Genomic DNA, 12,713 nt, shown 5'->3' with positions numbered 1-12,713 from the left:
CTTTTGCTCCTGCAAGCCCATAATAAGAGTTGTGGAGCGCAGGGTACACAGGAGGACGCTAACAATGAAACGCAGACTATTCCCAGCCATGCTTCTAATTCCATTGATGTTCTCCGTAATCGGATGCAGCGCGAAACAACCATCTGCGGATGGAAACCCGACGACAATTGAGTCTGAAAGAAGCAGCTCCAAGCAAGAAGTTAAGCTGCGAATTGCCTGGTGGGGCGGTCAATCGAGACATGATTACACGTTGAAGCTGATTGCCATGTATCAGGAGCTGAACCCGAACGTGAAAATTGATACGGAATATGCCGGCTTTGATGATTTCTGGAAAAAGCTAGCACCGCAAGCGGCGGCCAATCAATTGCCCGATATTATCCAGATGGATATCTCGTATCTAACCCAATATGCGACGAAGGATCAATTGGAAGACTTGTCTGAGCTGACGAATAGCGGAACGATCGATGTGCGATTAGCATCGCCAGAGACGATTGATTCCGGACGAGTCGATGGTAAGTTGTATGGCATACCGTTAGGCGTGAATGCGATGGGTACCACCTACGATGCAGCCATGCTGAAGGGGGCAGGGATATCTGCCATCCCAAAGAGCTGGACATGGTTCGATTTGGAGCAAATTGCCAAGCAAATGAAGGCAAAAGGTAAAGTGCTCGATCATATGCGCTTCGATCAGTTTTTTCCTTACTATCTGCGCACGCAAGATCAGCACTATTTTAGCCAGGATGGTACGAGTCTTGGATTTACCGATCCGCGATATTTTATAGATTACTTCACCATGTATCTCCAGTGGTACGAAGCGGGTTATATGCGCGACTGGGGCAAAGAGTCATTGTCCAAGCTGACGCCTGAGGAGAACCCGATTGCTCTAGGGGATGGTTTCATGACGATGGCGTGGTCGAATCAATTCACGTCGCTGCAGGAAGCCGCTAACAAGCCTCTTAGTTTAACCGGACTGCCGGGACCGAATGGGAAACTAGGGCTATACTTAAAGCCCACGATGCTGTTCTCCATCGCCAAAAGCTCTAAGCAAAAGACCGAAGCAGCCAAATTCATCTCATGGTTTCTAAATGATTTGGAGGCCAATAAACTGATCAAAGGCGATCGGGGAATTCCCATTTCCTCGAAGGTCAAAGACGCGCTGAAGCCTACGCTCTCTGAAGAAGAATTGAAAGTGTACGATTATGTAACTTGGGTGGAGAAGAACAGCAGCCCCATGGATCCTCCTGATCCGATCGGGTCAGCAGAGGTTAGCAGGCTGCTGCGTGATATGCAAGAACAAATCCTGTTTCGCAAGATCACGGTGGAAGAGGCCGCTGCCAAATTCATGAGTGAAGCTAACGCCATTTTAGCTAAAAATAAGAAGTGAACATCGATGGTTACAACACGTTGTCCAGGTATAAAAGGGTGGCTCTAAGCCAGCTGCCCTTCCAAATACACAGAAAATGATAAGCATAAAGGAGTGGAATTATGAAACTACGTGAAAATGATCACATAGTCGGCTATGTGTTTGTCTCACCTTTCATTCTTGGATTTTTGATCTTCACGCTGTTTCCCATGTTTTCTTCGCTCTATTTCTCATTTACGGAGTATGATTTATTGTCTCCGCCGCGATGGGTAGGATTCTCGAATTACGAGAAGATGTTCACAAATGATGACAAAATTATAGATTCGATTCGTGTGACGCTAACCTACGTGCTCACATCCGTTCCGATGCGTCTAATCATCGCCTTATTGGTAGCCATGCTGCTCAATCGCGCTGCTAGAGGGATTGGGTTATACCGAGCCACTTATTACTTACCGTCGCTCATTGGCGGAAGCGTGGCGGTATCTATCATGTGGCGTCAAATTTTCGGGGACAAAGGGCTGATCAATGCCTTCCTTGGAAGCATAGGTATCCATACCACGACCTCTTGGATTGGTTTGCCGGCTACGGCACTTGGTACGTTGGTGCTCTTGTCAGTCTGGCAGTTCGGTTCTTCGATGCTTATCTTTCTTGCTGGGCTCAAAAACATCCCAGGCACTTACTACGAGGCAGCAAGCGTGGATGGAGCGGGTCCTGTTCGCAAATTTTTTCACATCACATTGCCTTTGTTAAGTCCAATCATCTTGTTTAATCTCATTCTGCAAACGATTTCGGGCTTCCTAACCTTCACGCCGGCTTATATCATTTCGAACGGTGAAGGCGGACCGCTTAATAATACGCTGCTGTATTCGCTGTATTTATTCCATCGCGCATTTGTCTTCTTTGAAATGGGTTATGCCTCAGCAATGGCTTGGTTCATGCTCATCTTAATCGGGCTCATCACCTTGGTTATTTTCAAAACATCAAAATATTGGGTTCATTACGAGAGCTAGGAGGGATCTGACATGGTATTTCGAGCGAAAAATATGAAAACAGTGCTGTATCATCTGATCGTATGCCTCATCGCGCTTATAGCGATTTATCCGATTCTATGGCTGGTCGCCAGCTCCTTTAAGCCAAATGAAGAGATTTACACAACAGCAACCTCTCTGATCCCCAGCAGGCTGGAGTGGGGCAACTATGTGTCCGGTTGGAAGGGATTTGCAGGCATTACGTTCGCAACCTTCATGAAAAATAGCTTCATTATCGTCATTCTTTCGACCATCGGTGCAGTGGCATCCTCCGCTGTTGTCGGATACGGCTTCGCTCGCATCAAGTTTGCCGGGAGTAAGTTCTGGTTCTCCATGGTGATGCTGACGCTGCTGCTACCTCAAGATGTAACCATCATTTCGCAGTATATTTTGTTCGCCAAAATTGGCTGGTTATCGAGCTTTAAACCGATTATTGTGCCGCAGTTTTTCGGAATTCCGTTCTTTATTTTTCTAATTATGCAATTTATCCGCACGATTCCACCTGAGCTTGATGAGGCTGCGAAAATGGATGGCTGCAGCAAATACAGCATTTTCTACAAAATTATTATTCCGCTTATCGTCCCGGCTCTAGTGACATCGGCAATCTTCTCCTTCTACTGGAGATGGGACGATTTCTACACGCCGCTGCTCTATTTAAATAATGCCGAGCTTTACCCTGTATCCCTAGCGCTTAAGCTTTTCTTAGACAGTGAGTCCTTAAATAACTGGGGCGGCATGTTCGCCATGTCGACTTTATCCTTAGTCCCGATCTTCGTTGTGTTCATGATTTTCCAGAAATATATTGTTGACGGAATATCGACGAGCGGCTTGAAAGGGTAACGAGCATGAGTACTCATTTAATCAATAACCGTCTACAGGGAGGAAATGAAGAGATGCCAGCTTTACAATTCGATCCAGATGAAATTCGTCAAGTCATTGACCGCGTTGTGCATAGAACGTTCCGCATGGACTTTAATTGGGATTGGCCGGGCGGCGTAGCTTTCTACGGTGTGACGGAAGCTTATGAAGCAACAGGAAATAAAGAGTATCTTGATATGTTAAAAGAATGGGTTGATGAGAAGTTGGAGGATGGGCTGCCCAAGCTGTCCGTTAACGGCATCTCGATCGGTCACTCTTTGTTAACCTTGTACAAGGAAACCGGGGAAGACCGGTATATAGAAATCGCAACGCAAATGGCGGACTTCCTGAAGCATGAGGCGGAGCGATTTGGAGATGGTATTTTCCAACATACAGTGAACTCGGAGACATACAATTTCCCCGAGCAGGCATGGGTGGATACGATGTTCATGGCGGGCTACTTCCTGGTGCGTATCGGGTCGATGTTGAATCGTGAGGATTATTTCGAGGACGGATTGAAGCAATATCACGGGCATGAGAATGTGCTGCAGGATGCAGCAACGAACTTGTATTACCACGGGTGGGATAATCTGGTGCAAAATCATATGTCAGGTATCTATTGGGCACGCGGCAATTCATGGGCTGCTATAACGATGGCGAGGGCATTGAGGCTCGTTCATGTGACTCATCCATCTTTTATGATTATTGAAGGCTCTCTGCGTGATCAATTAAGCGCACTTGTGCGTTTGCAGGATGAAAGCGGGTTATGGCATACCGTTCTGACGGATAAGGATGCCTATTTGGAAACATCCGGTTCTGCAGGTATCGCGGCCGCACTAATCGGTGCAGGTCCGTTATACAATAAATATACGAACAAGTCGATTAAGGGTATTCTTTCACGCATCACAGAGGACGGTACTGTTGCGGGAGTGTCTGCTGGCACAGCGGTCATGCGGGATATTGACGGCTACAAAGGAGTTCCTTACAAACGAATTCAAGGATGGGGTCAAGGTCTGGGACTCATCTTCTTATCTTCCTTGCTTAACCGCAGGGACTGGTAGAGGGCAGAAATGATGAATATACATTTGAAATTTGATTTTGGTCCGCAGCAAAGCGCAGCCAAAGACGGCTTTACGAAAATTAGCCATAATTCATTCTATCCTGAGAGTAATGGCGGGGGCTATGGCTTTCTGGAAGGCTCTGAGGTGTATGAGAGGGATCGGGGGAGACCGGAAGCGCTTCGTCAAGACTTTTGCATTCCCACCCGCGCTGTGTTCCTTGTCGATTTGCCGAATGGCAATTATACGATTCACACGCTAATGGGGGACCTGATTACAGCGACTGCAACGGGCTTGAAGGTAGGACAGGGAAGGCTGCTTCTGTCGGAATGCCGAACAGCGGCGGGGGAGTTCGTGTCTAACATCTTTAGCGTCCATGTAACAGATGGACAATTAAGGCTTGCATTCTCGGGCGTTGCGCCTCGTATTAACGCGCTAGAGATCATTTCGGCGCCTCAAGCGGCTACCTTGTATTTGGTTGGCGACTCCACCGTAACGGATCAGCCGCAGGATGGATATCCATACACAGGGTGGGGGCAAATGCTCCCGCTTTTCATCAAAGCGGATGCTGCCGTAGCGAATTATGCACTGTCAGGTCGCAGCTCCAAGAGCTTCCTGAATGAAGGGCAATTCGCGCCGATTCTTGAAGCAATGACAGCGAATGATTACTTGTTCATTCAATTTGGGCATAACGATCAAAAGCTGGACGAGGAGCGGGCGACTTCCCCTTTTACCACCTACAAAGAGCATTTAATGATCTATATTCAGGAAGCTCGGGCGCGGGGGGCTGTTCCAATTCTTGTTACGCCTGTGCAGCGGAGATTTTTTGATCAAGCTGGTAAAATCACTGACACGCACGGTGACTACATTACGGCTATGAAGCAGTTGGCGGAAGAGGCGGATGTGATTCTCATTGATTTGGCGGAAGAAAGCAAGCAATTGTTTGAAACGCTCGGTCCTGAGGAAACCAAATCGTTGTTCATGTGGGCCTGGCCCGGGGAGTTCCCTAATTTCCCCAAAGGGGCGGAGGATAATACCCATTTCCAAGAAAAAGGCGGTATCGCGATCGCCGAATTAGTAGTTGCATGTATCCGTAAGCAACATATTCAGCCACTTTGGCGCTATCTTCGATAGGCATTGGATAAGCTTATCCTAACGGAACCAGGTTGACCCGTCTGAAATAGACGTGGTTTTGCCTGGTTCTTTACCAGTCCATTTTACTTGAAAGCGATTCAAGCCTGTAGCATTTATACAAGTCTTGCATATTTTAAACATAAAGCTTAGTACTTACGAAGAGACGGTGATAGGTTTGGAGATTCGAAACTGGCTATTGGAGCATAACGGAGGGATACGCGAATGAAACGTCTTCACATTGTTCAAGTGATTTCTAATTTTCCGGATGCTCAGAAGCTGCCGCCTACGAATCAGGGAGGGACAGAGAAGGTTGTTCATGAACTGACCGAAAGTCTTGTGCAAAGAGGCCACCAGGTGACAATTTTCGCGACTAGAGGCAGTCGGACAAGCGCCAAATTGGTTCCTTTTCCGGTGGGGCTTCGTGATCAGGGTATCGCCAGTTATGTTTTGCGAAAAATGCCGCCAGGCGTAGATGTCATCCATGATCACACCTTCACTTCTGCTCTAGGGATTCGCAAGCTGAGCATTCCAACGGTGTGTACGATGCACCTTCCTGTGAAACAGCGCGTGAAGCACCCTGTCTATGTTTCAAAGCGGGCGAAAACGGTGATGGGCAATAATCGCGGGCACTTCGTCTATAATGGCCTTAATCCCAATGATTATGAGTTCAGTTCAAGAAAAAGCAATATCATGGTTTTCATGGGACGAATTTTGCGGGAAAAAGGGGTTCTGCATGCCATTGAGATCGCTGAGAAAACGAACCGCAAGCTGATCATCGCCGGACCGATTAAGGATCAAGCCTTGTTTCGCAAGGAAATCATGCCTCGTATTCAGAATAATCCTAATATTAAATTCGTAGGTCCTGTCGGGGGCAAAAGAAAACAAAAGCTGCTCAAATACGCGGCTTGTCTATTATTTCCTACGGTCTGGGAAGAACCCTTTGGGCTTGTTATGATTGAAGCGATGGTGTGTGGTACGCCTGTAATTGCTTTAAATCGTGGCGCCGTCCCAGAGGTCATGGCGGGGTTCCCTGAGCTGATATGTCGTTCTGTTCCCGAAATGATTGCCAAAGTCAAGCAAGGGCGTTACCCGGAACCTGCTGCGCTCCGCAGTTATGTGATTCGAAGGTTTGCCACGTCCCTCATGACAAGCAGATACTTAGCCATTTATCAGAAAGCGATGAAAAAATAGTTGGTTTTGCCGCGCGCGCATGCCCTAAGGGTATGCGCTTTTTGCACGCTACTGCCTATGGGTGAATACACTGGAGTACAATTCCACAAACGGGCAATGGGGAGGAAAACAGATGAGAAGGAAGTTAACGGTAAAGCGGGACCCACGTGACTTTCGCGACTTTTTTTACCGAAGCGTTAATTATGTGCGTGAATCTCAGCTGCCCCGCAAAGTCGACTTACGGAGCAAGCTTTCTCCAATTGTCAATCAAGGGAATTTAGGTTCTTGTACGTCGAATGCCATTGTAAGCGGACTGCGTGAATATTGGCTGCGTCAAGAAAGCGATTCATCGCTACGGTTATCCCGGCTTTTTCATTATTGGCACGAGAGACAATTAGAAGGTACGGTAAACAGGGACTCTGGCGCAACAGTCCGCGACGGTATGAAAGTGCTACAGAAAATCGGTGTTTGCCCGGAAAGCGAATGGCCGTATCAAATTGCCAAATTTAAAGAGAAGCCAGATGGAGAAGCTGAGCAAGCGGCAGGGAGCTATCGAATTGGCAGCTATCATCGCATTCATGATCTGGCGGGAATCAAAGCGGCTTTGGCGGACGGTCAGCCTGTTGTCTTCGGGATCTATTTATATGCTTCCTTCGAAAGCTTAGCTGTTCTCAAGACCGGACGGGTTCCGTATCCAGATCGTAAGAAAGAAATGCTGCTTGGCGGGCACGCCATGTTAGCTGTTGGGTATAGGGATGGCAAGAAGAAAGGTCAGGGTGTGGTGATCGCCCGAAACTCTTGGGGAAAAGGCTGGGGTGACCAAGGCTACTGCTATTTACCCTATTCGTTCTTCAAAAGTAATCTTCTCACGTTCGATTATTGGACCGGAAAATAGCGTGTGCTTTTAGGAGGGAGTAAGCTGTGATGAGTGTTGAAGACGCCAATAAAATCATTGCCTTTTTATCTGCGGCATACATGGCAACAGACGATCCGCAGGCAAGAGAAGAGTTTCACCGGTTAGCGAATGAATTGAGGAAAGCTTCCGGTCAACCAACGCAATAGCACAATGAATGTTATCCAAAAGATCTGAAATGATCTGAAACAAGGGGCGGCTCGCATGCCAAAAGAAGATAATCTCAAACTGCTTATTTTAGTACTATTTGTCCTTCTTACATTAATTCTCCTCATGATGTATTAAAAGCAAAAACAGCCGGTACACGAGAGCTTGCTCTCGTGAGTATCGGCTGTTTTTGTGTCCAAATTAGAACCCTTTGTATTGCGGCTCTTCGTTCTCCAATTGCTGTACCCTGGAGGAAACTTGAGTAACAATGTCTTGCGCGGCCATTGCGGCAGTTTCATACAGCTGTTTAGCTTCTTGATTCTGCGTTGCTAACGCAAAGGTCTCTAGGCTGGCTTGCGCGCTTTTGAGGGAGGCTAAAGTTGTTTTTACTTGAGCAGCTACAGTCATGGTAGACACCTCTTCATTTGAATTTGGATGCAACCAAAGAACATAATGATTTCACTTGTTTGCGATCATTAATATACCCTGACTTTTCTTTCTCATAATTGACAATTAAATCCAAAATAATTCGATGATAGCACCCGCTTATTTTGCACATAATGACTTTGTTTGGAGCTTCGCGAAGGAAAGGGGAACAAGTTATGGCAGATTGGGTACATATCGCTATTAGAGCTTTTAGCGCATTAGTCATTCTGTTTGTACTGACACGAATCCTAGGGAAGAAGCAAATATCTCAGCTGACGTTTTTCGAATATGTGATTGGGATCACGCTCGGCGACTTGGCTGGTGCCATTTCAACGGATATAGAAAGCAACTTCATGCATGGGATTGTCGCTATATTAGTTTGGTGTCTTGTACCTTTTATATTGGAGCTGCTGACACTCAAGAGCAAAACCTTGCGCATGTTGTTTGAAGGGAAAGGCACAGTGGTCATCAAAGATGGGAAGGTTCTTGAGGATAATTTGAAAAAAGAAAGATATACAGGGGACGAGCTTCTCGAGCAGCTGCGCACCAAAAGTGTTTTCCGGGTTGCGGATGTGGAGTTTGCGATACTTGAATCTAGCGGCGACTTGAGCGTTTTACTCAAAAGTGATATGCAGCCTCTGACGCCCAAACATCTGGGAATGAAGCTGGGCACAGAGAAACCAACCCAGACAGTCATTATGGATGGGGTGATCCAAAAAGAACCTTTAGCTGCAGCAGGTAAAGGATTGGGATGGCTGCAAACGGAACTGGATAAGCTAGGAGTAACGAAAGAAAATGTGTTTCTTGGGCATGTGGACACCAACGGGGAATTCACCGTTGATCTCTATGATGACAAGCTGCAAGTGCCTCAGCCGAGCGAAAGACCTGCGCTTCTAGCAACGCTGAAGAAATGTGAAGCGGATCTGGAGCTGTATTCCTTAACAACGAAGCATCCTGATGCGAAGAAAATGTATCAAGATTGTTCAGTCATGATGACGAAGATCATTCAGGATCTTCATTCCCTGTTAAGATCCTAGTCAAGCAGGAGGGAAAGTATGCCCAACAATAAGAAGAAGAATCTAACAATGACCCAACAGGAATATCAGGAATTAGCCAAACGAATAGAACCGAAGAGACCTGTTTTTAAAAATTGCCTTAGAGCTTTTTTAGTTGGCGGCTTGATTTGTTTAATTGGTGAGTGCTTTATGCAAATGTTTATCAATTGGTTTGGGTTTACAGAGAAAACAGCCGGCAACCCGACAGTGGCTGTCCTGATTATTATTTCAGTCATTTTAACAAGCTTCGGTATCTACGATAAAATTGCTCAGTGGGCTGGCGCGGGAAGCGCTGTTCCTGTTACAGGGTTCGCAAACTCCCTTTGTTCTGCTGCGATTGAGCACCGTGCTGAGGGACTAGTTCTTGGTGTAGGTGGAAATATGTTTAAACTAGCCGGTTCTGTCATTGTTTTTGGTACCGTGGCTGCTTTCATTGTGGGCCTCTTGCATCTAATCATAATGGGTGGGGGTTGATTATATGCTGAAAGGGCATCAAAGCTGGGTATTCGAGAATCGTCCTGTGATTCTGTCAACAGGGACAGTCGTTGGGCCTGATGAAGGCGAAGGCCCCCTTGCTGAAGATTTTGACATTGTGCATGGCGATCTGACCATCGGTCAGAAGACGTGGGAGAAAGCAGAGAAGGCGCTGCTTGAGGAAGCCGCGCAGCATGCCCTCGATAATGCCGGACTCACGGGCGGCCAAATTCAGTTCTATATTGGAGGCGATCTGATGAATCAGATCATCTCCAATACGTTTGCGGCACGCACGCTGGGCATGCCGTATCTTGGCATCTTCGGCGCTTGCTCGACCTCGATGGAAGGGCTGGCGCTCGCCGCGCAGCTGCTCGACTCAGGCGCCGCCAATTATGTAATGGCAGGCACCTGCAGCCACAACTGCACGGTGGAGAAGCAGTTCCGCTATCCGACGGAATACGGATCGCAGAAGCCGCCGACAGCGCAGTACACCGTGACGGGCGCTGGGGTGGCGGTGCTTGGGAAGACGGGGGATGGCCCCGTCATCACGTCGGCAACGATTGGCAGGGTTGTGGATATGGGCATCACCGACCCATTTAATATGGGCGCAGCCATGGCTCCGGCTGCGGTTGATACGATTCAGGCTCACTTCCGCGATTTGGGCCGCGAGCCAGGTTATTATGATCTCATTGTAACCGGGGATCTTGCTGCAGTCGGTTCGGAGATTGCACGTGAACTTTTTGAGAAGCACAAGGTTCCGATTGAACAAACGACCTATGACGATTGCGGCTTATTGATCTATCAGCGGGACAAGCAGAATGTGCAAGCAGGAGGCAGCGGCTGCGGCTGCTCAGCAACCGTCACCTATGGGCATCTCCTCAAGCGCATGAAGAAAGGAGAGCTGAAACGCATTCTTGTTGTTGCTACAGGCGCATTGTTGTCTCCGCTCTCCTTCCAGCAAGGGGAAAGCATCCCATGTATCGCGCATGCAGTTTCTATCGAGTCTGGAGGGTTGTACGCATGAACTTTTTTTGGGCTTTTGTCATTGGCGGCGCTATCTGTGTCTTCGGTCAGCTCTTAATGGATGTTGGGAAGCTGACGCCGGCACATACGATGAGTACGCTCGTCGTCCTTGGTGCTATCGCAGATGGTTGCAATTTGTATGACCCATTCATTGAATTTGCGGGCGCAGGAGCGACCGTTCCGATTACCAGCTTTGGTAACGCCTTGGTTCATGGGGCTCTGGAGGAGCTGCACAAGGATGGCTACATTGGGATCATAACCGGGATCTTCAAAGTGACCAGCGCGGGTGTCTCGGCAGCGATTATTTTCTCGTTTATTGCCGCTGTGTTTGTTAAACCGAAGGGATAGAAAGATCTACCAAGAGGGGCTGTCTCAGAAGGTCAGGAATGACCTGATGAATAGTCCCTTCCGGCAATATGGAGGAGCTAAGCGTATTCAAGACGCTTAGCTCCTTTTTCAACAGTTAATTAATATGGTTTTGGGTGGTCCAATCCAACCCCACAAACTGCAAAAAGTACAGCAAATGATCTCACTTTTGCCGTTTCTAGAGATAAACATGTAAAAAGTACATGTCATTCATTGCCTTTTACCCGACATACGCAGAAATCACCAATTTAGCTGCACTTTTTGCAGGATTTGTATGGCGCCAGACTTACGTCTCCACTCCCCAATCCAAACTCGCGGAGCACGCCACAATATCTCCCGCCCCGCCTACGCGTACAGTTCAACCATTTCCACTTTTTGCCTTTCCCAACCCCCGTTAAAACCCCAATAACGCTGCTAAATTCACATGGGTAATTTTAACAAATAAATTTAGAGGAATTACAAGTATACGGACGAAAAACTTTGCTGTAAACTGGATTTACGCACTTTTCTCTTCTATTTTAAGAATTACGGTCATTTTGGCGATTTTTTGCCAAAAGGTCGTGATAAGATGAGGTTTTAATGCAACGCAGCAAACGCTTACGAAAACTAAGCTCATGCTTACGACGTAAGTTTCCTAGTGATAACCATCAGCGCTTACGAAGTAAGTTTTCTTATGAAAACTCAGCAGTGCTTACGAAGTAAGTTTTCTAATGAAAACTCTAAGGAGGATTAAGTCATGGAAACTGCCACCCATCATCATGTAGAAGTTTTAACAAGACTGAAAACGAATTTAGAATCATGCATTCTCGGCAAGAGCGCTGAGATTGAATTACTGTTGACTGCGATGCTGGCCGGCGGTCATGTGTTGCTCGAAGATGTGCCTGGTACTGGCAAGACCGTGCTGATCAAGGCTCTCGCCCGTTCCATTGACGGCCAATTCCGTCGCATTCAGTGTAATCCCGATTTATTGCCTTCCGACATTACCGGTGTTTCCATATATCATCCCAAAGAAGAGAAATTCCTGTTTCGTTCAGGACCGATCATGGCGAATATTTTACTAGTCGATGAAATCAATCGCGCAACGACCAAAACACAGTCGGCTTTGCTGGAAGCGATGGAAGAGCAGCATATTACGGTAGACGGCGATATCCATGAGCTGCCATCTCCTTTTCTCATGCTGGCCACTCAAAATCCGATTGATTTCGAAGGCACTTACATCCTGCCAGAAGCGCAGCTTGACCGCTTTATGATTAAGCTTAGCTTAGGTTACCCGAGTGAAGCTGCCGAGAAACAGATGATCGCTTCCCAGAGCAAAGCGCATCCGATGGAAGCCTTGCATGCTGTGATGGATACGGCCGAAGTATTAGCAGCACAGGAGCAAGCGCGCAGGGTACATATGGATGACGCGGTCTCGGATTATTTAGTCAGTATTACCAGAAAAACGCGCGAGCATCAGGCTGTATTTCTGGGTGCAAGCCCACGTGCTACGCTTTCACTTGTGCTAGCTTCGAAGGCATATGCGTTCCTGAAAGGCAGAGAGTATGTCATTCCTGATGACATCAAGTACCTTGCGCCTTTTGTGCTCGGTCACCGCATGATTCTTCATTCCGAAGCCCGCATGGATGGAGCCACCGTTAACTCCGTACTCGGTTCCATTTTTGAGCAGGTGCGCGTGCCAGTTCGATTGGAGAAGTGAGC

Annotated in this window: 14 protein-coding genes; 13 read left to right on the top strand and 1 reads right to left on the bottom strand. The window is 47.4% G+C overall.

Going from position 1 to position 12,713, the window contains the following annotated elements; translation table 11 throughout:
* Positions 1-64: 64 nt before the first annotated feature.
* The 8 genes from AC58VC_RS11335 (at position 65) to AC58VC_RS11300 (ending at position 7,673) form a co-directional block, all read left to right on the top strand.
* Positions 65-1,384 carry an ABC transporter substrate-binding protein gene (locus AC58VC_RS11335; RefSeq protein WP_497368845.1) on the top strand — a complete coding sequence of 440 codons (1,320 nt, stop codon included), beginning with the start codon at positions 65-67 and terminating at the stop codon, positions 1,382-1,384.
* 101 nt (positions 1,385-1,485) lie between these two features.
* Positions 1,486-2,373: a carbohydrate ABC transporter permease gene (locus tag AC58VC_RS11330; protein ID WP_497368844.1), complete on the top strand. Its 888-nt coding sequence runs from the start codon at positions 1,486-1,488 to the stop codon at positions 2,371-2,373.
* Between the two features lie 33 nt (positions 2,374-2,406).
* Entirely contained in the window at positions 2,407-3,231 is an 825-nt protein-coding gene (locus AC58VC_RS11325; protein WP_497369022.1) for a carbohydrate ABC transporter permease, read from the top strand.
* A 53-nt stretch (positions 3,232-3,284) separates the two neighbouring features.
* Complete coding sequence (locus tag AC58VC_RS11320; RefSeq protein WP_497368843.1) at positions 3,285-4,310, top strand: glycoside hydrolase family 88/105 protein; 1,026 nt, start codon at positions 3,285-3,287, stop codon at positions 4,308-4,310.
* A gap of 12 nt (positions 4,311-4,322) precedes the next feature.
* Entirely contained in the window at positions 4,323-5,441 is a 1,119-nt protein-coding gene (locus AC58VC_RS11315) for a rhamnogalacturonan acetylesterase (RefSeq protein ID WP_497368842.1), read from the top strand.
* Positions 5,442-5,663: 222 nt separating this feature from the next.
* Complete coding sequence (locus AC58VC_RS11310) at positions 5,664-6,632, top strand: glycosyltransferase family 4 protein (protein WP_497368841.1); 969 nt, start codon at positions 5,664-5,666, stop codon at positions 6,630-6,632.
* Positions 6,633-6,744: 112 nt separating this feature from the next.
* Positions 6,745-7,506 carry a C1 family peptidase gene (locus AC58VC_RS11305; protein ID WP_497368840.1) on the top strand — a complete coding sequence of 254 codons (762 nt, stop codon included), beginning with the start codon at positions 6,745-6,747 and terminating at the stop codon, positions 7,504-7,506.
* 29 nt (positions 7,507-7,535) lie between these two features.
* Positions 7,536-7,673, top strand: coding sequence for an N-acetylmuramoyl-L-alanine amidase (locus AC58VC_RS11300; RefSeq protein WP_497368839.1), 138 nt, complete (start codon positions 7,536-7,538; stop codon positions 7,671-7,673).
* Between the two features lie 199 nt (positions 7,674-7,872).
* On the opposite strand, the gene AC58VC_RS11295 is transcribed toward AC58VC_RS11300, so the two are convergent.
* The gene (locus AC58VC_RS11295) at positions 7,873-8,079 is read right to left on the bottom strand and encodes a DUF1657 domain-containing protein (RefSeq protein ID WP_497368838.1); all 207 of its coding nucleotides are present in this window, start codon (positions 8,077-8,079) and stop codon (positions 7,873-7,875) included.
* Positions 8,080-8,273: 194 nt separating this feature from the next.
* On the opposite strand from AC58VC_RS11295, the gene AC58VC_RS11290 reads away from it, so the two are divergent.
* The 5 genes from AC58VC_RS11290 to AC58VC_RS11270 all read left to right on the top strand — a co-directional run bounded on the left by AC58VC_RS11290 (position 8,274) and on the right by AC58VC_RS11270 (position 12,711).
* Positions 8,274-9,134 carry a DUF421 domain-containing protein gene (locus AC58VC_RS11290; protein WP_497368837.1) on the top strand — a complete coding sequence of 287 codons (861 nt, stop codon included), beginning with the start codon at positions 8,274-8,276 and terminating at the stop codon, positions 9,132-9,134.
* 18 nt (positions 9,135-9,152) lie between these two features.
* Positions 9,153-9,626 carry a stage V sporulation protein AC gene (gene spoVAC / locus AC58VC_RS11285; RefSeq protein WP_497368836.1) on the top strand — a complete coding sequence of 158 codons (474 nt, stop codon included), beginning with the start codon at positions 9,153-9,155 and terminating at the stop codon, positions 9,624-9,626.
* 4 nt (positions 9,627-9,630) lie between these two features.
* On the top strand, positions 9,631-10,650 hold the full coding sequence (gene spoVAD, locus AC58VC_RS11280) for a stage V sporulation protein AD (RefSeq protein ID WP_497368835.1): 1,020 nt from the start codon (positions 9,631-9,633) through the stop codon (positions 10,648-10,650).
* Positions 10,647-10,997 carry a stage V sporulation protein AE gene (gene spoVAE, locus AC58VC_RS11275; RefSeq protein ID WP_145657083.1) on the top strand — a complete coding sequence of 117 codons (351 nt, stop codon included), beginning with the start codon at positions 10,647-10,649 and terminating at the stop codon, positions 10,995-10,997. The genes spoVAD and spoVAE overlap by 4 nt, the downstream gene beginning before the upstream one ends.
* Before the next feature lie 754 nt (positions 10,998-11,751).
* Positions 11,752-12,711, top strand: a complete 960-nt coding sequence (locus AC58VC_RS11270; protein ID WP_497368834.1) for an AAA family ATPase — start codon at positions 11,752-11,754, stop codon at positions 12,709-12,711.
* The last annotated feature ends 2 nt before the right edge of the window (positions 12,712-12,713 follow it).

It is taken from the genome of Paenibacillus sp. J22R67, from assembly GCF_059692175.1.
Note: the sequence above shows the minus strand (reverse complement) of the source record. Positions and strands in the feature narration are given on the sequence as shown.

Bases quoted from the DNA above. Each gene is read 5' to 3' on its own strand.
- AC58VC_RS11335 (WP_497368845.1), top strand. From the start codon at position 65: ATGAAACGCAGACTATTCCCAGCCATGCTTCTAATTCCATTGATGTTC.
- AC58VC_RS11330 (WP_497368844.1), top strand. From the start codon at position 1,486: ATGAAACTACGTGAAAATGATCACATAGTCGGCTATGTGTTTGTCTCA.
- AC58VC_RS11325 (WP_497369022.1), top strand. From the start codon at position 2,407: ATGAAAACAGTGCTGTATCATCTGATCGTATGCCTCATCGCGCTTATA.
- AC58VC_RS11320 (WP_497368843.1), top strand. From the start codon at position 3,285: ATGCCAGCTTTACAATTCGATCCAGATGAAATTCGTCAAGTCATTGAC.
- AC58VC_RS11315 (WP_497368842.1), top strand. From the start codon at position 4,323: ATGAATATACATTTGAAATTTGATTTTGGTCCGCAGCAAAGCGCAGCC.
- AC58VC_RS11310 (WP_497368841.1), top strand. From the start codon at position 5,664: ATGAAACGTCTTCACATTGTTCAAGTGATTTCTAATTTTCCGGATGCT.
- AC58VC_RS11305 (WP_497368840.1), top strand. From the start codon at position 6,745: ATGAGAAGGAAGTTAACGGTAAAGCGGGACCCACGTGACTTTCGCGAC.
- AC58VC_RS11300 (WP_497368839.1), top strand. From the start codon at position 7,536: ATGAGTGTTGAAGACGCCAATAAAATCATTGCCTTTTTATCTGCGGCA.
- AC58VC_RS11295 (WP_497368838.1), bottom strand. From the start codon at position 8,079: ATGACTGTAGCTGCTCAAGTAAAAACAACTTTAGCCTCCCTCAAAAGC.
- AC58VC_RS11290 (WP_497368837.1), top strand. From the start codon at position 8,274: ATGGCAGATTGGGTACATATCGCTATTAGAGCTTTTAGCGCATTAGTC.
- spoVAC (WP_497368836.1), top strand. From the start codon at position 9,153: ATGCCCAACAATAAGAAGAAGAATCTAACAATGACCCAACAGGAATAT.
- spoVAD (WP_497368835.1), top strand. From the start codon at position 9,631: ATGCTGAAAGGGCATCAAAGCTGGGTATTCGAGAATCGTCCTGTGATT.
- spoVAE (WP_145657083.1), top strand. From the start codon at position 10,647: ATGAACTTTTTTTGGGCTTTTGTCATTGGCGGCGCTATCTGTGTCTTC.
- AC58VC_RS11270 (WP_497368834.1), top strand. From the start codon at position 11,752: ATGGAAACTGCCACCCATCATCATGTAGAAGTTTTAACAAGACTGAAA.